Consider the following 24,843-nt stretch of genomic DNA (forward strand, 5'->3'; position numbering starts at 1 on the left):
TGTTTTACCTTTGCCATACAAAATTTCAACAATGAAACCGAATTTTTTAACAGTACATCACCATCATCATCTCTGCTAAGACGGGACTGATTGATCGATACTACATGTTAAAAATCAAAATAATTAAAAACCGTCTGAGTAAATAGACGGTTTTTTTGTTTTTGACCATCCCGGGAATTTTCTTCTACAATTCAACCAGTTTTTATTTGCTCAGGCCCAAAAGCATCAAAATGAGTATATTAAAAATTGCCATTCAGAAAAGCGGCCGGCTGTATGAAGATTCACTTCAGCTTCTCAGGGACTGCGGCATTGATACCAATAACGGAAAAGACCAGCTGAAGGTTTCCGTCAACAATTTCCCGATGGAAATTATGTACCTGCGCAACTCAGACATCCCGCAATACCTGGAAGATGGAGTAGTAGATGTGGCTATTGTAGGCGAAAACCTTCTGGCAGAAAAACAGAAAAACAGCGGAGTCGTTCAGAAACTGGGATTTTCCAGATGCCGCGTTTCGTTAGCAGTTCCGAAAGATGTAGATACTGATGAACTGAGCTATTTCCAGGGAAAGAAAATCGCTACGTCCTATCCCAACACCCTTAAAAAATTCTTGGATGAGCGGGGAATTACCGCTGATATCCACGTGATCTCCGGATCAGTGGAGATCGCCCCGAATATCGGACTGGCAGACGGGATCTGTGATATCGTCAGCTCAGGCAGCACCCTCTTTAAAAACGGATTAAGGGAAACCATCACACTGTTACAGTCTGAAGCCGTCCTGGCGAAAAATACCCGTCTTGGTGCTGAAAAGGAGCTCATCCTTCAAAAATTCCTCTTCAGGATCAAAGCGGTTCTGAAAGCTAAAAATTCAAAATATATCTTGATGAATGTACCGGATGGTAAAATTGCGGAAATTTCCTCTGTACTTCCGGTCCTGAAAAGCCCAACAGTGATTCCCCTGGCTGAAAAAGGCTGGAGCAGCATCCATTCTGTCATTGATGAAGACCGCTTCTGGGAGGTCATTGATGAGCTTAAGGCAAAAGGAGCCCAGGATATTTTAATTATTCCAATCGATAAAATGGTGATCTAATGAAGACATATAGATATCCCGCAAAATCAGCATGGAAATCAATGACCAGGCGACCCGTTATTCAACGGGAAGAACTCTCGGCGATTGTTCAGGAAATATTCCAGCAGGTGCAGCAAAACGGCGACCGGGCTCTTCTGGAGTTCAGCCGAAAGTTTGACGATTCCGATCTGGAAACAGTGGCTGTTTCAAATGATGAAATTAAAGCCGCTGAAAAAATGGTCAGCAAAGACCTGAAAGCTGCCATTGTTCAGGCTAAACAAAATATCACGCTCTTCCATGCTGCGCAGCAGAACAAAATTGAAAAAATTGAAACTACGGCAGGAGTAATATGCTGGAGGGAAAACAGGGCAATTGAAAAAGTCGGCATCTATATTCCCGGCGGAACTGCACCGCTTTTCTCCACGGTTTTAATGCTGGCCATTCCGGCACAGCTTGCAGGATGCAGGGAAATTGTCCTCTGTACGCCGCCGGATCAGAACGGAAATATCAATCCTGCTATCCTGTATGCTGCCCAGCTGTGTGGAGTCAGCCGGATCTTCAAAGCAGGCGGGGCACAGGCCGTTGCTGCCATGACATTCGGAACAGAAAGCATCCCTTCTGTCAACAAGATCTTTGGACCCGGTAATCAATACGTCATGGCTGCCAAAGAATATGCCCAGCGTTTCGGGGTGGCTATGGATATGCCAGCGGGCCCCAGCGAAGTGCTGGTTATCGCCGATGAAAATGCCATACCCGGATTCTGTGCTGCCGACCTTCTTTCCCAGGCGGAACACGGTAGTGACAGCCAGGTGGTCTTCATCACCACAGATGAAAGAATATTCGATCAGACTATAGAAGAAACGGAAAGACAGCTTAAAGAACTTTCACGGAATGAATTTGCGGGACAATCCCTGGCCAACAGCCATTTTATTGTGTTGAACAGCATGGAAGAAGCCCTGGAGTTCAGTAACCTGTATGCCCCGGAACATCTTATTCTGGCAGTGAATTCTTTTGAAAAGTATATTCCTAATGTTCAGAATGCGGGTTCGGTATTCCTCGGCAATTATTCCTGCGAAAGTGCCGGAGATTATGCCAGCGGAACCAATCATACGCTTCCTACAAATGGTTTTGCGAATAGTTACAGCGGGGTTTCGCTTGACAGTTTCGTGAAAAAAATCACCTTTCAGCACCTAACGGAGGAAGGGCTGGAAAACCTGGGAAATACTATAGAGATCATGGCAGAAGCCGAAGGCCTGATGGCCCATAAAAATGCCGTAACCATCCGTTTAAAATCAAGACAATGACAACATCTACCATCAATGCGTTAGTAAGGAAAAATATCCTTCAGCTGCAGCCCTATATAAGCTATCGCGATCAGCTTCCTCTTGAAGACCCCGTCTTGCTGGACGCCAATGAAAGCCCTTTCGGGGCCTATAACCGGTATCCGGATTCTACTCAGAGCAAGCTTAAAAACAAACTTTCGGAATATAAAAATATAGGCCCACAATGCATTGCAATCGGAAACGGGAGTGATGAATTGATCGACCTGGTCATAAAAATTTTCTGTGAGCCTAAAAAAGATGCGATAATGATCATGAATCCTTCTTTTGCCATGTACGGATTTTATGCCGCCATCAATGAAAATAAGGTGATAGGCCTGAACCTCAATGATCGCTTTGAAATAAAAAAAGAAGATTTTATTGAGACAACGAAAAACAATCCCTCAAAAGTATTCTTTATCTGTTCGCCCAACAATCCTACAGGAAACAGTGTAGATGATCTGGAATTTTTCATCCGGAACTATAATGGCATTGTCGTAGTGGATGAAGCATACATTGAATTTTCCGGAAAAGACTCTGCTTTATCACTTCTGGAAAAATATCCTAACCTTATCATTCTACAGACCTTTTCAAAAGCCTGGGGAATGGCCGGCGCAAGGGTAGGCGTTGCCTATGCTTCCGAAGAAATAATTACTTTGATTAATAGTGTAAAAGCTCCGTACAATGTCAACAGCATCAGTCAGGAACTCATCATAGAGATGCTTGACGACAATACCCTTTTTAATGAAAACCTTAAAAATATCCTTGCAGAAAAGCAATGGCTGGAGAAGTCGTTAAGAGATATGGATTGCATTGATAAGGTATTTCCAACCGATGCCAATTTTTTCCTGATTCGCTTTAACAATGCGGAAATAATCTATCAGGCATTGCTGAATGAAAATATACTCACCAGCAAAAGGATGCCGCAGATCCCACAATGCATCCGGATCAATGTAGGAAGCAGGGATGAAAACCAAAAGCTTATCAATGTATTAAAAAATATAAGGCTATGAAGAAAGTATTATTTATAGACCGGGATGGTACGCTGATCAGAGAGCCGGAAGACTTTCAGATCGATACCCTGGAAAAACTGGAATTTTATCCTGGAGTATTCCAAAACCTGTCCAGGATCGCCCGTGAACTCGAATATGAACTGGTTATGGTGACCAACCAGGACGGGTTAGGCACAGAGAGCTTTCCTATGGATGATTTTAAAGGCCCTCACGACAAGATGCTTACAGCGTTTAAGAATGAAGGTATTGTATTTCAGGACATCCTTATCGACAGGAGCTTTGAACATGAAAACCTGCCAACCAGAAAACCTGGTCTCGGTATGCTCAACCAATACATATACGGTGACTACGACCTTGAAAATTCCTTTGTCATCGGAGACCGCCTTACGGATATCAGGCTGGCAAAGAATTTAGGGGCAAAAGCCATTTTTATCAGTAATACGACCGATCAGGAAGCCGTTTTAAGTACGGAAAGCTGGGCAGATATCTATCAGTTCCTGAAGCAGATCCCGAGAAAAGCAAAGGTACTCCGTAAAACCAATGAAACAGAGATTGAAATAGAAATCAACCTCGATGGAAGAGGAAAATCCGATATCTCTACCGGACTGCATTTCTTCGATCATATGCTGGAACAGATTTCCAGGCACGGAAATCTTGATCTGACAGTTAAAGTCAATGGAGACCTGCATGTTGATGAACACCACACCATAGAAGATACGGGCATTGTTTTAGGGGAAACCATCCTCAAGGCATTGGGCAAGAAGAAGGGCATTGAACGGTATGGATTTTTATTACCGATGGATGATTGCCTGGCCCAGGTTGCTCTGGACTTCGGAGGCCGGCCGTGGCTTGTATGGGATGTGGCATTCAATAGGGAAAAAATTGGCGATGTCCCCGTAGAAATGTTCTTTCATTTCTTTAAATCATTAACTGATTCTGCCCGATGCAATCTGAACATCAAAGCAGAAGGGGGCAATGAACACCACAAGATTGAAGCTGTCTTTAAAGCGTTTGCCAAAGCCCTGAAAATGGCTGTTCAGCAGACTGATACCAATTTTAATATTCCTTCAACCAAAGGAAGCCTGTAAAACATATGATTGCGATTATTAAATACAACGGAGGAAATGTAAACTCCGTACAAAATGCGCTCAACCGGCTTAATGCCGATTCGGTGGTGACTGATGATTTTGAAACCATCCATAACGCAGATAAAGTCATTTTTCCGGGAGTAGGCGAAGCATCATCTACAATGGCGCTCTTAAGGGAAAAAGGGCTTGACCGGTTCATTCCTACCTTACAGCAGCCTGTCTTAGGTATTTGCCTCGGCATGCAGCTGATGTGCGGAAATAATGAAGAAGGCAATACCCGGGGAATGGGAATTTTTGATCTGGAAGTTAAAAGATTTCCTCCGCAAGATTTAGTTCCCCATATGGGATGGAATATACTGCACAACCGCCGGTCACCGCTTTTTGCCGGATTTGAACAGGAAAACGACTGCTATTTTGTGCACAGCTATTATTGCGAATTATCGGAATATACCACATCCGTCTGTGATTACATCCTCCCGTTCAGTGCGTCTTTGCAGAAGGATAATTTCTTCGCAGTACAGTTTCATCCTGAAAAATCAGGCCATGCAGGCAATGAAATCCTGAAGAACTTTTTAAAATTACCATTATGAAAATTATTCCCGCCATAGATATCATCGGTGGAAAATGTGTCCGGCTGTCAAAAGGCGATTACGAGACTAAAAAAGTCTACAATGAAAATCCGGCAGAAGTAGCAAAGGAGTTTGAAGACCATGGCATTCGCTATCTGCACCTTGTAGATCTTGACGGAGCGAAATCCAGGCATATCGTGAATCAGAAAGTGCTAGAAAAAATCGCCCGTACTACCAATCTTCAGATCGATTTCGGAGGAGGTCTGAAAACCCTTGAAGACATTGAAACCGCCTTCAGCTCAGGGGCAAGCCAGATTACCATTGGAAGCATCGCCGTTCAGGATCCTGAATTCTGCTTCCAACTGATCGAAAAGTTTGGTCCGGAAAAAATTATTCTCGGTGCCGATTGTGACCGGCGCAAAATAAAAACTTCCGGCTGGCTGGAGGAAAGCCAGTTGGATGTCATTGATTTTATCCTTCAGTATCAGGAAAAAGGAATTGCCAATGTCATCTGCACGGATATTGCCAAAGACGGGATGCTGGAAGGTCCGTCTACCCAATTATATGAGGACATTTTAAACCGTACATCAGCTCAATTGACAGCAAGCGGCGGGATTTCATGCATGGAAGATGTTTATAAGATGAAAGAAATTGGTTGTTCGGGAACCATTATCGGGAAAGCGATTTACGAAGGGAAGATACGCCTGGATGAACTGCGGGACTTTATGGAAATTTGGATTTAAACACAACAGTTACAAAAGTTTTTTGGCACTTAAGAATTATGAAGATGATAGCTTGAAAATAAGAAGAACACATAAGTTTTAAAAACCTTAGGTTTTTATAGTGGGAATAGATCTGCGTAATCTGCCAATCTGTGAGGGAATATTTAACCACAATAGTCACAATAGTTTTTTGACACTTAAGAATTATGAAGATGATAGCTTGAAAATAAGAAGAACACATAAGGTTTTAAAAACCTGCGGTTTTTATAGTGAATATAAATCTGCGTAATCTGCGAGAGAATATTTAACCACAACAGTTACAAAAGTTTTCTGGCACATAAGAACTATGAAGATGATAGCTTGAAAATAAAAAGAACACATAAGTTTTAAAAACCTTCGGTTTTTATGGTGGACACAAATCTGCGTATCTGCAAACCTGCGAGGGAATAACTACAAACTAAAGATTGACGGATCAGAAACTTATAAAAGTTTTAAAGAAAACATTGAAAATGCTAAAAAAAAGAATCATACCCTGTCTTGACATCAAAGACGGAACAACCGTTAAGGGAGTCAATTTTGAAGGACTCCGGAATGCAGGAGATCCCGTGGAGCTGGCTAAAAAATATGAACTGGAGGGTGCAGATGAATTGGTCTTTCTGGACATTACCGCTACACTGGAAGAACGCAAGACCTTTGCCGGATTGGTCCGTACAATTGCGTCGGAACTCAGCATTCCCTTTACGGTAGGCGGGGGAATTTCTTCTGTAGAAGATGTTAGGCTTCTTCTCGAAGCAGGAGCCGATAAGATCAGCATCAATTCTTCGGCCGTCCGGGATCCTGATTTAATTTCCGTGCTGGCTAAAGAATTTGGCAGTCAATGCATCGTTGTCGCGGTAGATACCCGGTTAGTTAATGGTACGGATTGGGTACATATCAAAGGCGGCAGGGAGCGTACCCGGCTCAGAACCTTGGATTGGGTACAGCAGGCGGAAGCAGCAGGGGCCGGGGAAATCCTTCTGACTTCCATGGATGGCGATGGTACGAAAAATGGGTTTGACCTTAGGATTACACGGCAGGTAGCCGAACACATCGGTATTCCTGTCATCGCCTCCGGAGGAGCCGGAAAAACGGAGGATTTTCAACAGGTATTCCTTGAAACGAAAGCCACAGGAGCCCTGGCCGCCAGTGTTTTCCACTTTGGAGAAATTGGGATTAGAGAACTGAAAAAAGAATTACAATCAAAAAATATAGCCGTACGATGAAAATTAATTTTAATAAAAATAATGACGGACTGGTGCCGGTGATCATCCAGGATGACAGAACCCTTCAGGTACTGATGTTAGGATATATGAATGCGGAAGCTTTGGAAAAGACTTCAAAGGAAAAAACAGTGACGTTCTTCAGCCGCTCCAAAAACCGGCTGTGGACCAAAGGGGAAGAGTCCGGAAATTTCCTTACCGTGAAAAGTATTACCACCGACTGTGACCATGATACCATCCTGATCCGGGCTGTTCCAAAAAATACGGTTTGCCATACCGGAAGCTTCAGCTGCTTCGGGGATAAGGATCCCAAGGGATTTCTATACGAACTGGAAGCAACCATCAGCCAGCGCATCGATGAAAAGGCAGAAAATTCCTATACCTACGCTTTATTTCAGAAAGGCATCAATAAAATGGCACAGAAAGTAGGTGAGGAGGCTGTTGAACTCGTAATTGAAGCCAAAGACAACCAGGATGAGCTGTTCAAAAATGAGGCAGCGGATCTTTTATACCATTACCTGATCCTGCTTAAGGCTAAAGGGATGTCTATACAGGACATTGAGAAAATACTTATGGACAGGTCAAGATAAATGCTTAAGGCCCTATACATAAAAGTCCGGAAATAATCCGGACTTTTTCTTATAGTATGTTTTAAATAATCTCAATGATTACCTTCCTACCAAAATCTTTCTTACGACGATCTGGTCATTGGCTTTCAACGTCCCGAGGTAGGCTCCGTTGCTTACTTCTGAGATATTGATTTTCTTTTCATTTTCCGTTTTCAAAAGCAGCTTACCGGAAAGGTCTGTTAATTCAAAACTGAAATTTTTAACCGCCGGATCCGTAAGGTCTATATAGATCATATCTTTTGCCGGGTTGGGATAGATTTTTACGGAAGATTCCAGTGTCTTTTGTGCACCTGCTTCCTTAACAGCCAGTGTGGAAGTGGCTACGGCAAAATGCTGAAGTGCACCTACGGCAGCTTTTCCTACATTGTAAACGTATACAGGATCCACATTTGCAAACGTATCATTCACCGTATGTTCATTGAAGCTCCTTACATTTTCATAAAAACCGGTGATCACATCACCGTTTTGCTCAAAAGGCATATAGTCTGATGAATAAGCATTGGACATAACAGTCTGCAAAGGAGAATATAGGGTTGTGCAGGTAGCCAGCTGTTGGGTAACTGCATTGGAAGCCGCATTATTTCCGGTTTGACCGCTCTGGTCGCTCTCGCATTTGATCGCATTATTGTTGTTGCCGATCTTACCGCCTACCTGGTCTATGTTAAAAACAAGTTTTATATTGAGTTGCCTTACGCCATTCTGGAAAACAACATTATTGGCATAGTGGGAGCTGCCCACCAATCCCTGTTCTTCTCCTGAAAAGTGGATGAACTTTACCGAATATTCTGTGGGAACATCCTTTAAAATACGCGCTGCTTCAAGGATGATGGAAGTACCGCTTCCGTTGTCGCTAACTCCGGGACCGGTAATCGTATCATAATGCCCGCAGATAATGACATATACATTCGGGTAAACTGTTCCTGTTTTGGTAATGATAAGGTTTTTGGAAGTACTGCTGCCATAAGTAAAACTATCTTCCTGCATCTGGCTGACGGAATATCCATAGGACTGGTATTTTGCTTTCAGCCAGTTCAGGGCATTCGTATTATTGGCAGACCCTGTGGTTTTCACACCCAGATTACCAAATTCCTGCAGGTTGCCGGTAATATTGGTCTGGGAGACCTGGTTCGCCCTGTTCTGGTAAGCCTGGATAAAAGTCTGTGCAGTAAAGCTGTATGCCGCAGCAACAGTCATAAGGAATGTGCTTAATTTTTTCACCTTTTCACTTAATTTAGCGTTTCTTTAAAGAGAATCAACGATAGGACACAAATGTAACAATAAAAAAATCCCGGGCAAAACCCGGGACTATATTGATAACAAAAAATTCTACATTATTTTACTTGATCTACAACAGCTTTGAAAGCTTCAGGGTGATTCATTGCTAAATCAGCTAAAACTTTTCTGTTCAATTCGATGTTGTTCTTTTTAAGAGTTCCCATAAACTGAGAATAAGACATTCCGTGCTCTCTGGCTCCTGCGTTGATACGGGTGATCCAAAGGGCTCTGAAATTTCTCTTTTTCTCTTTTCTACCACGGTAAGCATATTGCATTGCTTTTTCTACCGCGTTTTTAGCTACTGTCCAAACGTTCTTTCTTCTTCCGAAATAACCTTTAGCGTGCTTAAAAATTTTCTTTCTGCGAGCTCTTGAGGCTACGGCATTTACTGATCTTGGCATAATTTAAATTGTTTTTTTGAAAAGGGCGACAATTTTTTTCATTGTACTTAGCTGCTCCGTTTCAGGGTTAAATTGTTGAATTTTGAATTCTTATAAACCGGATATAGATTTATAAAAACTACTTGATGGCTAATTGACGCTGAACACTTTTTTCATCCACTTTAGCTACGTAAGAAGTAGTAGTAAGATTTCTCTTCTGCTTAGTTTCTTTCTTAGTCAAGATGTGGCTTTTGTAAGCATTTTTTCTTTTGATCTTGCCGGTTCCGGTAAGAGCAAAACGCTTTTTAGCACCTGATTTCGTTTTTAATTTTGGCATTGTTTTGCTTTTTTATTATTTTGTTATCAATATCTGTTTTGGTTCCTCAAAATACCTGAGGATAATAGTCTGCAAAATTAAGGAAAATTATTGATACTGAAAAGGATTTATTTAATAGAGTAGAGGAAGATACTTATGCCCTGTATTGTTCAATCATACAAAAGATCAAAACTATCCCTGTAAATAACTTTTCGATTTTGGTGGTTCATCTATTACAGATCCAGATCATCAACCTTGTCAGGGTTCCAGAAGTAAACACGAAATTTATTATTGAGAAACAGTACATATGCTCAGTGAAAATTTTTTATTTCCAAGCTATCATCTTTAGATTCTTATGTATAAAAAAACTTTCGTGACTATTATGGTTTAAACTTCCTGTAAAAATATCCAACGCTCGCAGATTGGCAGATGACGCAGATCTATACCCACCATAAAAACCGCAGGTTTTTTAAAACTTATGTGTTCTTTTATTTTTAAAACTATCATCTTCATAATTCTTAAGTGTCAAAAAACTATTGTGACTTAAACTTCCTGTAAAAATATCCAACGCTCACAGATTGGCAAATGACGCTGATTTATATTCCCCATAAAAACCGCAGGTTTTTTAAAACTTATGTGATCTTTATTTTTCAAGCTATCATCTTCATAATTCTTAAGTGTCAAAAAACTATTGTGACTTAAACTTCCTGTAAAAATATCCAACGCTCGCAGATTGGCATATGAGGCTAATTTATATTCCCCATAAAAACCGCAGGTTTTAAAACTCATATGTTATTCTTATTTTAAAGCCATCATCTTCATGATTCTTATGTGTCAAAAATCTTTGTGATCATTGCGGTTAATCATCATCCATCAAAAAAACAAAAACCTCAAATTGCTTTGAGGTTTATATGGATGTCAGATTTTTTTCAAATCTGCCGATTGATTATTTAGCTGGTTTTTTAGGACTCATCATCATGATCATTCTTTTACCTTCCAGTTTAGGAAGCTGGTCTACTTTTCCTACATGTTCAAGATCCTGTGCAAGCTTAAGGAGTAAAATTTCCCCCTGATCTTTGAAAATGATGGAACGCCCTTTAAAAAATACGTAGGTCTTCAGCTTCGAACCTTCTTCCAGAAACTTTTCGGCATGCTTCTTTTTGAATTCGTAATCGTGCTCATCGGTCTGAGGTCCGAAACGGATCTCTTTCACCACCACTTTTACCTGCTTAGCCTTAAGCTCTTTCTGTTTCTTTTTTTGCTCATACAAAAACTTTTTATAGTCCAGTACTCTTGCAATATAAGGTTCGGCCTTATCTGAGATCACAACCAGATCAAGTTCCTGCTCTGAAGCAATCTGTCTGGCCTTATCCGTAGGATAAACTCCCGGCTCTACGTTATCGCCCACCAAACGAAGTTCTCTCACACGAATTTTTTCGTTGATCAAATGAGCGTCCTCCTGTTGTGGACGTCTCTGTGGGCCCCTGTTGTTAAATCTTTGTGCTATTGTATTATAATTTTATGGGTTAATATCTAATTAAGTTCAATTGAAAGATTGAAGCATTTAAAAATGCCATGATTAAAAGAAAGTTTCAATCTGCTAATTATTTAATCTTTCAATCTAAAATTTTATCGCCGCCTCCTTTTTAAAGTAAGTAACGAAATCGTCCATCTTCATGACTCCAAGGTCTCCTTCACCACGTCTTCTAACAGAAATTGTGCCATCCTTTTCTTCATTTTCCCCGATCACAAGCATGAAAGGGATTTTATTTAATTCGGCATCACGGATCTTTTTACCCGTTTTTTCATTTCTGTTGTCAATCTGGCCGCTAATATCGTGATTTTCCAAAAATTGTGAAACCTTTTTTGCATAATCTGAATACTTTTCGCTGATAGGAAGGATGATGTATTGCTCTGGGCTCAGCCACAAAGGGAAATCACCTGCTGTATTTTCCAAAAGGATGGCAATAAACCGCTCCATTGATCCGAAAGGTGCCCTGTGGATCATTACCGGTCTGTGCTTTTCATTGTCGTTTCCGATATAATGAAGGTCGAATCTTTCAGGTAGGTTATAATCCACCTGAATTGTTCCCAGCTGCCATCTTCTTCCTAATGCATCTTTTACCATGAAATCAAGCTTAGGACCGTAGAATGCTGCTTCACCGTATTCTACAACGGTTCTCAGGCCTTTGTTCTTAGCTGCTGTGATAATCGCGCTTTCGGCTTTCTCCCAGTTTTCATCAGAACCGATGTATTTTTCCTTATTGTCAGGATCCCTCAATGAAACCTGAGTCACGAAATCTTCAAAACCTAAAGACTTGAAGACATACAGTACAAGGTCGATTACACTTTCAAACTCCTCCAGAAGCTGGTCCGGAGTACAGAAAAGGTGTGCATCATCCTGAGTAAACCCACGTACCCTTGTAAGGCCGTGAAGCTCACCGGACTGTTCATACCTGTATACTGTTCCGAATTCCGCATATCTCTTCGGCAGGTCCCTGTAGCTCCATTGGGAAGTCTTGTAGATTTCGCAGTGGTGCGGACAGTTCATAGGCTTCAGCAAAAATTCTTCTCCTTCATTCGGGGTTTTTATCGGCTGGAAGCTGTCTTCACCGTATTTATCCCAGTGTCCTGAGGTTACATACAATTCTTTGGCCCCGATGTGCGGAGACATTACAAATTCGTATCCTCCTTTTTTTTGAGCATCGGTAAGGAAATTCTCAAGCTTTCTTCTTAAAGCGGTCCCTTTCGGCAGCCACAATGGAAGTCCGGCACCTACTTTTTCGGAGAAGGCAAAAATGCCAAGCTCCTTTCCAAGCTTTCTGTGGTCTCTTCTTTTCGCTTCCTCAAGTCTTTCAAGGTATTCGGTAAGGTCTTTCTGTTTCGGGAAAGAAATTCCGTATACTCGGGTCAGCTGAGGGTTTTTCTCATTTCCTCTCCAGTAGGCTCCGGCTGCATTCAGAATTTTAACCGCCTTCACGATTCCGGTATTCGGGATGTGTCCTCCGCGGCAAAGGTCGGTAAAATTATCATGGGTCACGAAAGTGATTTCCCCGTCATTGAGGTTGGAGATCAGCTCCACCTTATATGGGTTATCGGCATACGTTTTCAGGGCTTCTTCTTTGGAAACCGGATATAGAGAGAATGTTGAACCTTTTTTGGCATTTTCAAGGACCTTCTTTTCGATTTTTTCAAAGTCTTTTTCAGACAATGATTCGTCTCCGAAATCTACATCATAGTAGAATCCGCTTTCAATGGCTGGTCCAATGGTAAGCTTAGCATCAGGATAAAACTCAAGGATGGCCTGCGCCAAAAGGTGGGCCGAAGAATGCCAGAACGCTTTCTTTCCAAGATCATCATTCCAGGTTAACAGCTGTACCGTAGAATCCGTGGTAATAGGGGTGGTTACCTCTACTTGTTTATCATTTACAACTGCGGAGATGGTATTTCTTGCCAGTCCCTCGCTGATAGATTTTGCCACGTCCAGGGGAGTTACCCCTGAATCGAATTCTCTGACACTATTGTCTGGAAGTGTAATTTTTATCATTGTTTACTAAGAAATTTTAAAAAGCAAAAATACGGATTTTTTAGATAATATGCTATATAAGCGTATATTTGAATTGAGAATTAATGATGCCGGCCCATCAATATAGGCTTGTAAAACTACACTTAGCTGTATCGTTAGGGTTATGTACCCCGGAATTTTTAATTTTTACTCTTCAGTTTAAACCCAATCAATCTATAATATGATGAATACTTTTAATACCGATCTGCATTGTGATCTGCTGGCTTATCTGCTGAGAGCCAATACTTCTGTTGATGACGGGCAACCGGGCTGCTCACTTCCTTACCTTAAAAAAGGCCATGTGAAGCTCCAGGTGATGGCCATCTATGCTTCTACAGGATCCGGAAGCTTTCATAATGGGATCCGCCAGAGCGAAATTTTTAGAGAATTCCTGAACAGCAACGATTTTTTCCTGTTCTATGAGCATAACATTAATATTCCTGAATATGCGGACAAAGTAGGTGTAATCTCGGCGATAGAGAATGCGTCTGCATTCTGTGAGGAAGATATGGATCTCGACGCCGGATTTAAAAACCTGGAGACGATCATTCAAAATACCAGGAAAATATTTTATATGGGAATCACACATCATACGGAAAACCGTTTTGGTGGTGGTAATTTCACAGATACAGGCCTTAAGGAAGATGGTAAGGTCCTGATTGACTATATCTCAGACCGGAAAATAGCCATCGATCTTGCCCATACCAGTGATCAACTGGCTTATGATATCCTAAATTACCTTGACCGTAAAAATTATTCTGTCCCTATCCTGGCGAGCCATTCCAATTACAGGAGCGTATACGACAACAAAAGGAACCTTCCGGATGAGCTTGTCCAGGAACTGATCCGGAGAAAAGGCCTGATAGGGCTTAACTTTATTAAAGATTATATAGATCACGGCCACCCTGAACGGCTTTATGAGCATATACAGTACGCCCTGTCATTGGGAGCAGAAAACTGTATTGCTTACGGAGGTGATTTCTTTTATGACAAAGAACATCCTGACCAATCAAGAATCCCTTTTTTCTTTGATGAATTTAAGGATGCCACAGCTTATAATACCATCAATAAAAAGATATCGGAAGATTTTTCCCCAGGAAATCATGGAAAAGATAAGCCATCAGAATGTCCTGGATTTTCTAGCCAGGAACGGTATTTAATTTTTCAGTCGTCTTGTATACTTGACCTTCCGCTGGATGATTTCAATAACATCTACATGCTGCACCTTGGCTTTTACCCATCCATGGATATCAATGTACAGTAAGGATCTCCGGTAGTACTGGTTTTCTGAAAAGGTTTCCAGCTTTTGATCAAAAGCTTCAAATGCCTCCTGTTTGTTGCTTAAAACCAGGCTATTGAGATTTTTAAAGAAATTGATACTTTCAAAGTGGAAGGTTTCCGGTTTTTTCATTTTCATGGCAAACTTTAATGTTGACCTGATAAATTCGTCATAATCTTCATCATTGCCGGATTCGTGTTTGGACATCAGGATCAGTATTCGGGTGTGGAACAGCAGGTCTTCCTGAACATTCCTTTTGGATTCAATGATCTTCATAGAATAAGCTATGGATTCTGCGTATTTTTTGCTCCCGAAAAACATAGCTGCCATTTTCAGGTAAAGGATCATGAAATGATGCTCATCGATCTTATCCCGAAACTTATTCATTTTAAGTTCAATCTCCGGAATCAGCTTTGTTCCTGAGAAAAACTCACCTTTGATAAAATGAATATTCATCAGGGTATTGGAATGGGTCAGAAAAATCAGTGCCTGGAGGTTTTCATTCTGTACGAAGTTCTGAGCGCTTACCGTCTCATTGAAATTTCTGAAATGCTGTTCCAGTGTATCTACATTGCCGTACAGGAAAAGGATTTTCAGAAGATAGGTATTCCCTTTAATATACCATACGGGATGGTTCAGGATCATGTCTGGGGTGTTGTGAAACAGATCCACCCATAAATAAGCATATTTGAGGGTATACTTATAATCCTGAAGCAACTGGTTTTTCCATACATGGGCCTTATAATACCAGAGCTTTTCCGTAAACTTCAGTTTATTGAAATTAATTTTTCTGATCTGGGAATTGAATACCTCCAGGATTTTCAGACGGTCTTCATCATTCTTCACATAACCATGGCTCAGCATTTCGCTGTATAATTTCAGGGAAAGGTTAGAGAGGTCCGTAGTGTACTGGTTCTGCTTGCTGATGACCTTGGACTGGCGGATGAGTTCATCAGCCCGTCCCTCAATACTGCGGGTAATGTATTGCGATTCAATGACCTTTTCAAGATCAATGATTTCCATGGCAATACTTTTTTCGTCCAGTTCCAGTGCCGACAATTTGGTTTTATCCAAAATTTTAAGGGCCTGTTTATACAGTCCTTTCTGATAAAGGATATTGGCAAAATCAAGCTGCTCCCGGAGTTGTATCCTGTTATTCTGGTGGCTGGGATTCATGCGGAGGCTTACCAGGATCTGTTTGTACAGATGGGCTTTCAGGTTGGAAAGCTGCTGCTTGGTAGAGATTTTCTTTGTCAGGATGACGTTTTCGTCGTATTCTTTCATCCTGTCCATTTCAGAAAACAGCAAAAGAAATTTTGCATCCGTATTAATGCCGAGCCGGTTCACGAATAACCGAAACTGCCGCTTTTCGGATGTTGTCATCGACTTGATCAGGACAAATAAAAAATCTTTCTGCAATTCTGCCATTGTAAATTTATGGTATTTATACTATTGATTTTTAGTTATTTAAAGCTTTTATTTCCATTATCGAGCATTGTAATTTTCATAAGAAGCGCATGGATAAACACAAATGCAAATCATAGTTTTGATTCAAAATTAGGTAAAAATACGATTATGAATTCGGAAAAAGTTGAAATTTTTGATACCACCTTACGGGATGGGGAACAGGTTCCGGGATGTAAGTTGAATACGGAGCAGAAGCTGATTATAGCTGAAAGGCTTGATGATCTAGGGATTGATATTATTGAAGCTGGCTTTCCGGTTTCAAGTCCGGGCGACTTCCATTCCGTTTCGGAAATTTCAAAATTGGTAAGGAATGCAACGGTTTGCGGGTTGACAAGAGCCAATCAAAAAGATATAGAAGTGGCTGCCGAGGCCCTGAAGTTTGCCCGAAAACCCAGGATCCATACGGGGATAGGAACTTCCGATTCCCATATTAAATATAAATTCAATTCTACGCGTGAAGATATTATAGACCGTGCGGTTAAAGCAGTAAAATACTCCAAGACGTTTGTTGAGGATGTAGAATTCTATGCAGAGGATGCAGGAAGGACGGATAATGAATATTTAGCACGGGTCTGCGAAGCTGTGATCAAAGCAGGGGCCACAGTAATCAACATTCCCGACACCACCGGTTATTGCCTTCCTGAAGAATATGGGGCTAAAATCAGGTATTTAAAAGAAAATGTAAAAGGCATTGATAAAGCTGTTATATCCTGCCATTGCCACAATGACCTCGGCCTGGCTACTGCCAATTCCATTGCAGGGGCCATCAACGGGGCAAGACAGATAGAGTGTACCATTAACGGACTGGGCGAGAGAGCAGGGAACACAGCATTGGAAGAAGTCGTCATGATCTTCAACCAACATAAAGATTTGCACCTGCATACCCATGTGAATTCCAGAATGCTTAACCCGATAAGCGCTCTGGTTTCTGAATTGATGGGCATGCCTGTTCAGCCTAACAAAGCTATTGTAGGTGCCAATGCATTTGCACACAGCTCAGGGATACACCAGGACGGCGTGATCAAAAACAGGGAAACCTATGAGATCATTGACCCGGAGGATGTGGGGGTAAGCTCATCGTCTATTGTCCTTACAGCAAGAAGCGGGAGGTCTGCACTGGCATACCGGTTCAAACATATCGGTTTTGAAGTTACTAAAAACGAGCTGGACATCCTTTACCAGGAATTCCTGAAAATCGCCGACCGTAAAAAAGAAGTCAATAATGACGACCTGAATATGATGATGGAAGTTTTCGCAAGAAAAATAGGATAAGATGACCAACATGAATAACAATAAGAAAACACTTTTTGATAAAGTCTGGGATGCCCACGTTGTTGAAACGGTACCGGACGGACCCCAGATCATTTATATCGATAAACACCTCATTCATGAAGTGACCAGCCCTCAGGCGTTTGCCGAGCTGGAGGCCAGGGACCTGAAAGTATTCAGGCCTGCACAGATTGTGGCCACTGCCGACCACAATGTTCCTACACAGCATCAGGAATTACCAATCCGGGATGAACTGTCCAGAAACCAGGTAGAGCAGCTTACAGAAAACTGTACAAAGAACGGTATTGAGCTATTCGGACTAGGACACCCGTACCAGGGAATTGTTCACATCATTGCACCGGAATTAGGCATTACACAGCCGGGCATGAGCATCGTATGCGGAGACAGCCATACATCTACGCATGGTGCATTTGGTGCCATTGCTTTCGGAATTGGAACCAGTCAGGTAGCTCAGGTATTTGCCAGCCAATGCCTCTTACTGAATAAGCCAAAATCCATGAGGATTACCGTAAAAGGAACCCTCAATCAGGATGTTCAGCCAAAGGATGTGATTTTATACATCATTTCCAAAATAGGGACAGACGGGGGAACCGGGTATTTCTGCGAATATGCAGGAGACGTATTTGAAAACATGTCGATGGAAGGACGGATGACGGTGTGTAATATGAGCATCGAAATGGGTGCCCGGGGAGGAATGATTGCTCCTGACGATATTACTTTTGATTATGTGAAAGGCCGGACTTTTGCCCCTAAAGGAGAGGAATGGGAAGAGAAAGTAGCGTACTGGAGAACCCTGAAAACAGATGAAGGAGCAGTCTTTGACTGTGAATTTACCTTCGATGCTTCTGAAATCCAGCCTATGGTTACCTATGGCACCAATCCGGGAATGGGTATTTCCGTTCATGAAAATATTCCGGCACCACGAAATGAATCTGAAGCCAAGGCGCTCCAGTATATGGGATTACATGCAGGACAGTCTCTGTCTGATATCCAGGTCAATTATGTATTCATCGGCAGCTGCACCAATGCGAGGATCGAAGATTTTCGTTCTGTAGCGGAATATATCAAAGGAAAAAGCAGGTCCGGACATGTTCATGCCCTGATCGTTCCCGGTTCACAGCAAGTAGTGAAGCAGATTTATGAGGAGGGTTTGGATGCAGTATTCAGGGAAGCCGGTTTTGAGATCAGGCAGCCCGGATGTTCCGCATGCCTTGCCATGAATGATGACAAAATTCCGGATGGACAATATTGTGTTTCCACTTCCAACAGGAATTTTGAAGGCCGGCAGGGGCAGGGAGCGAGAACCATACTTGCCAGTCCTTTAACTGCTGCAAAAGTAGCCGTAGAAGGCAAAATTTCAATCATTCAACATTTAAATTAAGCCATGCAGAAATTAGTTACCATACAATCAAGGGCTATTCCTTTGCCCGCAGAAAATATTGATACGGACCAGATTATCCCGGCCCGGTTTTTAAAGAGTATAGACAGAAAGGGTTTCGGAAACAATCTCTTCCGGGACTGGAGATTTAACGTCCATACAGGAGAACCAAATCAGGAATTCGTATTGAATGATTCCGGGTTTAGCGGTGAAATCCTGGTGGCCGGAAATAATTTCGGTTGTGGGAGCAGCCGTGAGCATGCGGCATGGGCACTGACCGATTATGGCTTTAAAGTTATTGTATCCAGTTATTTCGCGGATATCTTCAAGGGAAATGCCCTGAATAACGGTTTGCTGCCCGTAAAAGTTTCCGAGGATTTCCTGAAGGTTATCCTGGATGGGATCACACAGGATCCTGAACTTGAAATCAAAGTTGACGTGGAACAGCAGTCCATAACATTCAATGACAGGACAGAGCACTTTGAACTGGATTCCTACAAAAAAATATGTCTGTTAAATGGGTACGATGATATAGACTTCCTGATCAGCAGGAAACAAGCAATTCAGGAATTTGAACTTAAAACACAAAAAGTATATGAGCGATAATGTTTTTAAAATAGCCGTTTTACCGGGAGACGGGATCGGACCTGAAGTGGTAGCGGAAAGCATCAAGATATTGGATGCCATCGGCGAAGCATTCCAGTACACTTTCAAATACCAGTATGGATTGATGGGTGCTGATGCCATTTATAAAACAGGAAATCCTCTTCCGGATGAAACACTGGCCATCTGCCGCGAATCCGATGCGGTTCTTTTCGGAGCGATCGGCGACCCGGCTTTTGACAATAACCCAGACGCAAAGGTAAGGCCTGAGCAGGGATTACTGAAACTCCGTAAGGAATTGGGACTTTTTGCCAACATCCGCCCTTTAAAGACGTATGCTTCACTGATTGAAAAAAGCCCTCTGAAAAAAGAGATCATAGAAGGAACCGATATCCAGATCTTCAGGGAACTGGTCAGCGGTATTTATTTCGGGGAAAAGTTTACGGAAGAAAACGGCGCTTATGCCTATGATGTATGCCGGTACAGCAGGGAAGATATTCTCCCGATTACGCATATGGCATTTAAGGAAGCCCAGAGGCGACGTAAAAAGCTGACCCTGATCGATAAAGCGAATGTATTGGATACCTCAAGACTGTGGAGGAAAATTGTTCAGGAAGCTGCTGCTGAATATCCTGATGTTCAGCTGGACTATATGTTTGTAGATAATGCAGCGATGCAGCTGATCCTTAATCCTAAGCAGTTTGATGTAATCCTTACGGAAAATATGTTTGGGGACATTATTTCTGATGAGGCCAGCGTTATCGGCGGGTCTATCGGATTGCTGCCTTCTGCATCTGTAGGTAAAGAAAATGCATTGTTTGAACCGATCCACGGATCTTATCCGCAGGCAAAAGGTAAAGGCATTGCCAATCCTATCGCGTCAATTCTGAGTACAGCCATGATGTTGGATTACCTTCAGCTGGACCAGGCAGCGGATAAATTAAGGGAATCTGTAGAACACGCTATTGAGAACCGGTATGTAACGGTGGACCTTAAAGCGGAGCAGCCTTGTTCAACCACTGAAGTAGGAAGCTTCATCGCCGATTACATCAAGTATTCCGAAAAGTCTTATTATAATTTTTGAAAATGTGAAAATAGGGAAGTCCACCATTGTCTGACATTATTGATGGAATGACTTTCTTATGATTAACAGGATTCAATATATTTTTAAGTGATGCTTATTAAAAAAGTTCAGGACCTTTGGTCCTGAACTTTCTGTATGAAGATCATTCTTCTGTATTGTCTGTTTTGCCTGATTCATTGTTTTCAGATGACTTTTTTACATCTTCCTTGTCAATATCAGACGGATTGGTTTTTTCAGATGCCGCAGGAATATCGCGGAAATCCTCGTTTTGCTTTTTAGTTTCTGCAGAGTTCGCAGACTCATGATCCTTATTTTTCTCTTTTGGGTCCATCGCTGTAAATTTTATATGTATAAATGTATTCAAAGCGTTTGCCAAAAAAGATTGAATATGAGTTATATATTATAAAGATTATTCTTCAATACAATAACTTATTTTTTAGAAATAGTAAAATTACCAGTTTTATCATCCTTCCTAATAGTATAAGCTTTATTAAGCAATAATGTCCAACCATCTCCCTCAATTTTCGGATCATCCATTCTTAAAGGTGCTGTAATAGTGATCTTATCCCAATTTTTACTCATTAGCGCACCATTATGGACTTCAAGAATACCCCATGTATCTGTGACTCTAATTTGTGGGTATACTGTACCTTTATCTTCTATAGGCAAAATATTTCTAGGATCAAAAGATACGGACATTTTCTCAAAATGTATGTCCAGGTGGGGTTTATCAATGAATTTAAGTTTATAGTTATGAATGAGTTTTTTAATTTTATCCGCCCTAATTTGCTCTTCTTTAAAAATTAAAGGTCCATTATAATTTTCAGCAAGTTTATCGATATCTTTTTTTGACAGGTTTTGTGTCTTAATCTGCAAATGATTAATAAAAAATTTTGTAAGGTCTGAGTCGTTGGTAATCTGCTGATTCCAGTAGGGTTCCTTTAAATTAAGCAGATAGCCGTACATAGGAATTGTTTGATAAGCAAATGAACGTACATAAGTAGGGTTTTTGATAAATGTATTGACGGCTTTTGTAAAATGATCTTTGATATGCTTTCGATCTCTTGAGCTTATCATAAATCCTGTATATTCAGCCAAACCTTCATTAAGTTCAAGTTCATTTTCAATAGAGGCAGAATTAGGGAAAAGGCTGTGCCTGTAGTTTCTAAAAGAAATAGCATCAGTTAAATATTTTTTTTGCTCTTTTGACGAATCTGAAAGAATGGCTGTCAATAATGCTACAAGTTCAAGTCTAAGATAAGCCCTTCCATCTCTCTGATCCAAATGATCACTTTGCTTATTTCCTTGGGTGAACCCTAATGAGTTTTGTGCTTTATGAAAAAGCTCATGGGACATGAGATTTATACGATCATATTTATCTGCAGGAAGTGGAAGCATAATCATTGCCCAATTTCTTCCTCTCCATTGTATAGAAGTATTCGCTATATTTATAGTATCAGGTATTTTTCCTTCACTGATTTTTTTAAAATCATTGGGATCAAAAGTTATATCTTTCTCATTGCTGTAAAACTGGCGGTTTTCTGGATCTACAAGCAATATTTCTCCATACAAATCTTTATTCCAAATCTTGGTTCTTTTTGCAGTAGCTTCCTTAATTTCTCTGAAATAATAAGAGATGCTATCAGTTTTATTATTTTGAAAGTCTTGTCCGAAAAGACTGGTGATTGAAGCAGATAATAGAGCTACAAATGCTGATTTTTTCACTTTTTATTTGTATTTTTTATAAATCAAATATATTCAAAAAGCTTAAATAAGCTAATAAAATATTTACGAGAATTTTTTATAAAAAAAAATATGAGTGTATTCTCTACTGTAAATAATGCATTATGAATTCGTAAGAAAAAACTCTAAATCTTTTTCTAATACTTAAAGAGGCAGCACACCTATCTTTCCGGTTTGGTCCTCAATCGTATAATTCAATGCTTTTGCCAGTACAAAAATCTGGTTCAGGTTATCCATCAGCTGTTGATGCCCTTCTTTTCTCAGCCGGTTCTGGTCTATGGACTGTATCGCAGTTGCTTTGGCTTTCTGCGTTACATTTTTGATGTCTTTTTCAGAAATCCTGTTAAAAAAGGAATCATCAAGCGACTGGATTTCCACACTTGGCGTGATCCTGATATCGGCATCCGGAAGTTCGGTAATGATCAGCTTTTTATTGACTGAATCCACCACCATCTTCATCTTATTGAGATCATAAGATACCTGTGCATTGGTTTTCGTGTAGGTAATGATGTTGTTTGCAGAAAGCTCCTTGCCGAAAAGCTCATAGCTCATCTTGGTTTTCTGCATGCTGGAAACATCCTGCTCCATCACCACCATTTTATTCATCTTGGAAATCTGGTTGGTCAGGATATAATAATCCGACTGTTCCTTTTTCTCCACAGGACTTAAATTCAGGCAGGAACGGATGCCAAAAAATAGCATCAGCATCACCAATGCTCCTGCCACAAACGCAAGAGGTAATCTATATTTTTTCAAACTTATTTAAATATTTCTTTAATAACAGACTGGTCATCTTTGTTCAGGATTTCCACCAGGTCCCTTTCAACATATCCGGTAGTAGGCATTTCGATTATACGTCCGATTTCCTTTCCATATTTTTGTACAATAATCGTCGGTACTTTCTGGATATTGTAGGTAGCTTCTTCCCCTGAAGGCGATTCCTTTTTACGGTTGACCGCAATAATTGTCATTTTATCTTCCGGATATTTTACTTCTTCCAGGATTTTCATAAGCCTCGGAAAATCCCTGTGGCTGTCTTCACACCACGTACCCATGAAAACAATGAGGTTGTACGAATTTATTTTCCGTTTTTTAAGCTCGCTGATGGCTTTTTGGTCAAGAGCATATTCATCATGCTCCTTGGTATACCAATCGGCATACGGTACTTTCGTAAACTGGTCTTTCGTCTGGACTCCCAACAGCATTTTGCCATCCTTTTGGGTTTCCACCTCACGGTTAACAACAACTTTCTGAGCACTGAACTGTTGCAGCGACCCTATGAAAGCGGTGGCAAAGATGATATGGGTAATGAATTTTTTCATAAGATTTAATCTTCTATAATTGATTTTAAATCGGCAGGAGAATAGTATTTGTTCTTCAGTACTTTATGGTCTGCCTTTCTGTATACATTGTATTTTTCTCCTGATTTTTCATAAAATGAATCCACGTCCTTTTCTTTGTAAAAAGCTACGGTTTCCTGTGCCTGTTCTTCAGTGTCACACGCTTTCGACATATTGGAACGCTGGACTTCGTTGAATAACGTTACAAATTTGCTGCCAAGCCCGAACTCAAGTACGGCACCGCTCAATACATACTGAAGGTCACATAACGCATCTGCGATTTCAACAATGTTTTTATCTTCTATCGCCTGTTTAAGCTCATTCAGCTCTTCCTGCAGCAATGCCACTCTTAGGTTGCAGCGATCTTCGGAAGGGATCTGAGGGGTTTCGAGAATAGGAGCTTTGAAAGTAGTATGGAATTCTGCTACTTGGTTCAGGCTGTCAATTTTATCCATGAGTAAGTTTATTAAAGGACAAATATAAAATTTTAAGGCATGACATGCCAGAAATTGAGTGTTACTTTTTGCTAATTGTTGTTTAATGGTATCATCCGTCTTCTGGTAATCTTATTTTAAGCATGAATTTTAGATTTTAGATTATGGATTTTGAATCGTCAGTAAAGTTCTAGCGTGATCTGCATTTTATATATGAATTGCTAAATCATAGATTTTCTTAACGTTCACAACCTTTATTTTTTTAACGCCTTTCTTTCCTAGGTCGTAGTTTATTGCCTGCTATTCAATATTCGTCAAGATTCAAGATTCAAGATTCAAAATCCATAATCCATAATTCAAAATCTAAAATTTATAATCTAAAATTTAAAATTCAAGATTCCCGTCATTTTGCTCTCCCTTTCTTTTATCTTGATACAAAAGAAACAAAAGATCAAGACTGGAAAGAAAGGCTAAAAATAAACGCTCTTCTCTAAAAATTCTAAACTTGCGCGGATTAACTGTGGGCACTGTCTTTGAATTTTTTGTGCCGCGCTTCGGACATAAGAATTTTCTTAACGTTCACAGCCTTTATTTTTTTTAACGCCTTTCTTTCCTAGGTCGTAGTTTATTGCCTGCTATTCAATATTCGTCAAGATTCAAAATCTAAAATTTATAATCTATAATTTAAAATTCAAGATTCCCGTCTATCATCTAAATTTACATCATCTTACTCTCCTTTCTTTTGTCTTGATACAAAAGAAACAAAAGATCAAGACTGGAAAGAAAGGCTAAAAATAAACGCTGTTCTCTAAAAATTCTAAACTTGCGCGGATCAGCTATGAGCACTGTCTTTGAATTTTCTGTGCCGCGCTTCGGACATAAGAATTTTCTTAACGTTCACAGCCTTTATTTTTTTTTAACGCCTTTCTTTCCTAGGTCGTAGTTTATTGCCTGCTATTCAATATTCGTCAAGATTCAAAATCTAAAATCTAAAATTTAAAATTCATAATTCATAATTCATAA

At 40.6% G+C, this 24,843-nt stretch carries 24 protein-coding genes and 1 pseudogene; 13 read left to right on the forward strand and 12 right to left on the reverse strand.

Annotated elements, in window-relative coordinates:
- Nucleotides 1-230: 230 nt before the first annotated feature.
- The 8 genes from hisG to hisIE all read left to right on the forward strand — a co-directional run bounded on the left by hisG (nt 231) and on the right by hisIE (nt 7,627).
- Complete coding sequence (gene hisG / locus QE404_RS06450; protein WP_307448138.1) at nt 231-1,088, forward strand: ATP phosphoribosyltransferase; 858 nt, start codon at nt 231-233, stop codon at nt 1,086-1,088.
- On the forward strand, nt 1,088-2,371 hold the full coding sequence (gene hisD, locus QE404_RS06455; RefSeq protein ID WP_307448141.1) for a histidinol dehydrogenase: 1,284 nt from the start codon (nt 1,088-1,090) through the stop codon (nt 2,369-2,371). The genes hisG and hisD overlap by 1 nt, the downstream gene beginning before the upstream one ends.
- Nucleotides 2,368-3,399 carry a histidinol-phosphate transaminase gene (gene hisC / locus QE404_RS06460; RefSeq protein WP_307448145.1) on the forward strand — a complete coding sequence of 344 codons (1,032 nt, stop codon included), beginning with the start codon at nt 2,368-2,370 and terminating at the stop codon, nt 3,397-3,399. The genes hisD and hisC overlap by 4 nt, the downstream gene beginning before the upstream one ends.
- The gene (gene hisB, locus QE404_RS06465; RefSeq protein ID WP_307448147.1) at nt 3,396-4,487 is read left to right on the forward strand and encodes a bifunctional histidinol-phosphatase/imidazoleglycerol-phosphate dehydratase HisB; all 1,092 of its coding nucleotides are present in this window, start codon (nt 3,396-3,398) and stop codon (nt 4,485-4,487) included. The genes hisC and hisB overlap by 4 nt, the downstream gene beginning before the upstream one ends.
- A 5-nt stretch (nt 4,488-4,492) precedes the next feature.
- Complete coding sequence (gene hisH / locus QE404_RS06470; RefSeq protein ID WP_307448150.1) at nt 4,493-5,077, forward strand: imidazole glycerol phosphate synthase subunit HisH; 585 nt, start codon at nt 4,493-4,495, stop codon at nt 5,075-5,077.
- The gene (gene hisA / locus QE404_RS06475) at nt 5,074-5,799 is read left to right on the forward strand and encodes a 1-(5-phosphoribosyl)-5-[(5-phosphoribosylamino)methylideneamino]imidazole-4-carboxamide isomerase (protein WP_307448153.1); all 726 of its coding nucleotides are present in this window, start codon (nt 5,074-5,076) and stop codon (nt 5,797-5,799) included. The genes hisH and hisA overlap by 4 nt, the downstream gene beginning before the upstream one ends.
- Nucleotides 5,800-6,287: 488 nt before the next feature.
- Nucleotides 6,288-7,040, forward strand: a complete 753-nt coding sequence (gene hisF, locus QE404_RS06480; RefSeq protein WP_307448156.1) for an imidazole glycerol phosphate synthase subunit HisF — start codon at nt 6,288-6,290, stop codon at nt 7,038-7,040.
- Entirely contained in the window at nt 7,037-7,627 is a 591-nt protein-coding gene (gene hisIE / locus QE404_RS06485; protein ID WP_307448158.1) for a bifunctional phosphoribosyl-AMP cyclohydrolase/phosphoribosyl-ATP diphosphatase HisIE, read from the forward strand. Before hisF ends, hisIE begins: the two co-directional genes overlap by 4 nt.
- Before the next feature lie 78 nt (nt 7,628-7,705).
- On the opposite strand, the gene QE404_RS06490 is transcribed toward hisIE, so the two are convergent.
- From QE404_RS06490 to thrS, 6 genes are all read right to left on the reverse strand, one after another.
- Nucleotides 7,706-8,884, reverse strand: coding sequence for a M28 family peptidase (locus tag QE404_RS06490; protein ID WP_307453784.1), 1,179 nt, complete (start codon nt 8,882-8,884; stop codon nt 7,706-7,708).
- 113 nt (nt 8,885-8,997) lie between these two features.
- Nucleotides 8,998-9,342 carry a 50S ribosomal protein L20 gene (gene rplT, locus QE404_RS06495; RefSeq protein ID WP_103233532.1) on the reverse strand — a complete coding sequence of 115 codons (345 nt, stop codon included), beginning with the start codon at nt 9,340-9,342 and terminating at the stop codon, nt 8,998-9,000.
- Nucleotides 9,343-9,460: 118 nt separating this feature from the next.
- The gene (gene rpmI, locus QE404_RS06500) at nt 9,461-9,658 is read right to left on the reverse strand and encodes a 50S ribosomal protein L35 (RefSeq protein WP_034676300.1); all 198 of its coding nucleotides are present in this window, start codon (nt 9,656-9,658) and stop codon (nt 9,461-9,463) included.
- A gap of 522 nt (nt 9,659-10,180) precedes the next feature.
- Entirely contained in the window at nt 10,181-10,426 is a 246-nt protein-coding gene (locus QE404_RS06505) for a hypothetical protein (protein ID WP_307448185.1), read from the reverse strand.
- A 157-nt stretch (nt 10,427-10,583) separates the two neighbouring features.
- Complete coding sequence (gene infC / locus QE404_RS06510; protein WP_307448188.1) at nt 10,584-11,084, reverse strand: translation initiation factor IF-3; 501 nt, start codon at nt 11,082-11,084, stop codon at nt 10,584-10,586.
- Nucleotides 11,085-11,258: 174 nt separating this feature from the next.
- Nucleotides 11,259-13,184: a threonine--tRNA ligase gene (gene thrS, locus QE404_RS06515; RefSeq protein WP_307448190.1), complete on the reverse strand. Its 1,926-nt coding sequence runs from the start codon at nt 13,182-13,184 to the stop codon at nt 11,259-11,261.
- 199 nt (nt 13,185-13,383) lie between these two features.
- Between thrS and QE404_RS06520 the strand changes: the two genes are divergently transcribed.
- The gene (locus QE404_RS06520; RefSeq protein ID WP_307453787.1) at nt 13,384-14,466 is read left to right on the forward strand and encodes a dipeptidase; all 1,083 of its coding nucleotides are present in this window, start codon (nt 13,384-13,386) and stop codon (nt 14,464-14,466) included.
- Here the strand turns inward: QE404_RS06520 and QE404_RS06525 are convergent.
- Nucleotides 14,359-15,909 (reverse strand): hypothetical protein, encoded by a 1,551-nt coding sequence (locus tag QE404_RS06525; RefSeq protein WP_307448196.1) that lies wholly within the window; start codon nt 15,907-15,909, stop codon nt 14,359-14,361. The two genes, QE404_RS06520 and QE404_RS06525, sit on opposite strands and share 108 nt — an antisense overlap.
- Before the next feature lie 147 nt (nt 15,910-16,056).
- Between QE404_RS06525 and QE404_RS06530 the strand changes: the two genes are divergently transcribed.
- The 4 genes and pseudogenes from QE404_RS06530 to leuB all read left to right on the forward strand — a co-directional run bounded on the left by QE404_RS06530 (nt 16,057) and on the right by leuB (nt 20,337).
- Nucleotides 16,057-17,220: a 2-isopropylmalate synthase gene (locus tag QE404_RS06530; protein WP_307448199.1), complete on the forward strand. Its 1,164-nt coding sequence runs from the start codon at nt 16,057-16,059 to the stop codon at nt 17,218-17,220.
- Between the two features lie 10 nt (nt 17,221-17,230).
- Nucleotides 17,231-18,619, forward strand: a complete 1,389-nt coding sequence (gene leuC, locus QE404_RS06535; RefSeq protein ID WP_307453361.1) for a 3-isopropylmalate dehydratase large subunit — start codon at nt 17,231-17,233, stop codon at nt 18,617-18,619.
- Nucleotides 18,620-18,622: 3 nt separating this feature from the next.
- Nucleotides 18,623-19,222: a 3-isopropylmalate dehydratase small subunit gene (gene leuD, locus QE404_RS06540; RefSeq protein WP_307448201.1), complete on the forward strand. Its 600-nt coding sequence runs from the start codon at nt 18,623-18,625 to the stop codon at nt 19,220-19,222.
- Nucleotides 19,212-20,337 (forward strand): annotated as a pseudogene (leuB, locus tag QE404_RS06545) (3-isopropylmalate dehydrogenase). Before leuD ends, leuB begins: the two are co-directional and overlap by 11 nt.
- Before the next feature lie 108 nt (nt 20,338-20,445).
- On the opposite strand, the gene QE404_RS06550 reads toward leuB, so the two are convergent.
- The 5 genes from QE404_RS06550 to QE404_RS06570 all read right to left on the reverse strand — a co-directional run bounded on the left by QE404_RS06550 (nt 20,446) and on the right by QE404_RS06570 (nt 23,841).
- Nucleotides 20,446-20,634 (reverse strand): hypothetical protein, encoded by a 189-nt coding sequence (locus QE404_RS06550; protein ID WP_307448207.1) that lies wholly within the window; start codon nt 20,632-20,634, stop codon nt 20,446-20,448.
- A 98-nt stretch (nt 20,635-20,732) separates the two neighbouring features.
- Nucleotides 20,733-22,028, reverse strand: coding sequence for a hypothetical protein (locus tag QE404_RS06555; protein ID WP_307448210.1), 1,296 nt, complete (start codon nt 22,026-22,028; stop codon nt 20,733-20,735).
- 162 nt (nt 22,029-22,190) lie between these two features.
- On the reverse strand, nt 22,191-22,802 hold the full coding sequence (locus QE404_RS06560) for a DUF4230 domain-containing protein (RefSeq protein ID WP_307448213.1): 612 nt from the start codon (nt 22,800-22,802) through the stop codon (nt 22,191-22,193).
- A 2-nt stretch (nt 22,803-22,804) separates the two neighbouring features.
- Entirely contained in the window at nt 22,805-23,368 is a 564-nt protein-coding gene (locus tag QE404_RS06565; protein WP_307448216.1) for a TlpA family protein disulfide reductase, read from the reverse strand.
- Nucleotides 23,369-23,373: 5 nt separating this feature from the next.
- Nucleotides 23,374-23,841, reverse strand: coding sequence for a nucleoside triphosphate pyrophosphohydrolase family protein (locus QE404_RS06570; RefSeq protein ID WP_307448219.1), 468 nt, complete (start codon nt 23,839-23,841; stop codon nt 23,374-23,376).
- Nucleotides 23,842-24,843: the final 1,002 nt, after the last annotated feature.

The sequence above is a fragment of the Chryseobacterium camelliae genome (assembly GCF_030818575.1).
Taxonomy (GTDB): Bacteria; Bacteroidota; Bacteroidia; order Flavobacteriales; family Weeksellaceae; genus Chryseobacterium; species Chryseobacterium camelliae_A.

Bases quoted from the DNA above. Each gene is read 5' to 3' on its own strand.
- hisG (WP_307448138.1), top strand. From the start codon at position 231: ATGAGTATATTAAAAATTGCCATTCAGAAAAGCGGCCGGCTGTATGAA.
- hisD (WP_307448141.1), top strand. From the start codon at position 1,088: ATGAAGACATATAGATATCCCGCAAAATCAGCATGGAAATCAATGACC.
- hisC (WP_307448145.1), top strand. From the start codon at position 2,368: ATGACAACATCTACCATCAATGCGTTAGTAAGGAAAAATATCCTTCAG.
- hisB (WP_307448147.1), top strand. From the start codon at position 3,396: ATGAAGAAAGTATTATTTATAGACCGGGATGGTACGCTGATCAGAGAG.
- hisH (WP_307448150.1), top strand. From the start codon at position 4,493: ATGATTGCGATTATTAAATACAACGGAGGAAATGTAAACTCCGTACAA.
- hisA (WP_307448153.1), top strand. From the start codon at position 5,074: ATGAAAATTATTCCCGCCATAGATATCATCGGTGGAAAATGTGTCCGG.
- hisF (WP_307448156.1), top strand. From the start codon at position 6,288: ATGCTAAAAAAAAGAATCATACCCTGTCTTGACATCAAAGACGGAACA.
- hisIE (WP_307448158.1), top strand. From the start codon at position 7,037: ATGAAAATTAATTTTAATAAAAATAATGACGGACTGGTGCCGGTGATC.
- rplT (WP_103233532.1), bottom strand. From the start codon at position 9,342: ATGCCAAGATCAGTAAATGCCGTAGCCTCAAGAGCTCGCAGAAAGAAA.
- rpmI (WP_034676300.1), bottom strand. From the start codon at position 9,658: ATGCCAAAATTAAAAACGAAATCAGGTGCTAAAAAGCGTTTTGCTCTT.
- QE404_RS06505 (WP_307448185.1), bottom strand. From the start codon at position 10,426: ATGAGTTTTAAAACCTGCGGTTTTTATGGGGAATATAAATTAGCCTCA.
- thrS (WP_307448190.1), bottom strand. From the start codon at position 13,184: ATGATAAAAATTACACTTCCAGACAATAGTGTCAGAGAATTCGATTCA.
- QE404_RS06520 (WP_307453787.1), top strand. From the start codon at position 13,384: ATGATGAATACTTTTAATACCGATCTGCATTGTGATCTGCTGGCTTAT.
- QE404_RS06525 (WP_307448196.1), bottom strand. From the start codon at position 15,909: ATGGCAGAATTGCAGAAAGATTTTTTATTTGTCCTGATCAAGTCGATG.
- QE404_RS06530 (WP_307448199.1), top strand. From the start codon at position 16,057: ATGAATTCGGAAAAAGTTGAAATTTTTGATACCACCTTACGGGATGGG.
- leuC (WP_307453361.1), top strand. From the start codon at position 17,231: ATGAATAACAATAAGAAAACACTTTTTGATAAAGTCTGGGATGCCCAC.
- leuD (WP_307448201.1), top strand. From the start codon at position 18,623: ATGCAGAAATTAGTTACCATACAATCAAGGGCTATTCCTTTGCCCGCA.
- QE404_RS06550 (WP_307448207.1), bottom strand. From the start codon at position 20,634: ATGGACCCAAAAGAGAAAAATAAGGATCATGAGTCTGCGAACTCTGCA.
- QE404_RS06565 (WP_307448216.1), bottom strand. From the start codon at position 23,368: ATGAAAAAATTCATTACCCATATCATCTTTGCCACCGCTTTCATAGGG.
- QE404_RS06570 (WP_307448219.1), bottom strand. From the start codon at position 23,841: ATGGATAAAATTGACAGCCTGAACCAAGTAGCAGAATTCCATACTACT.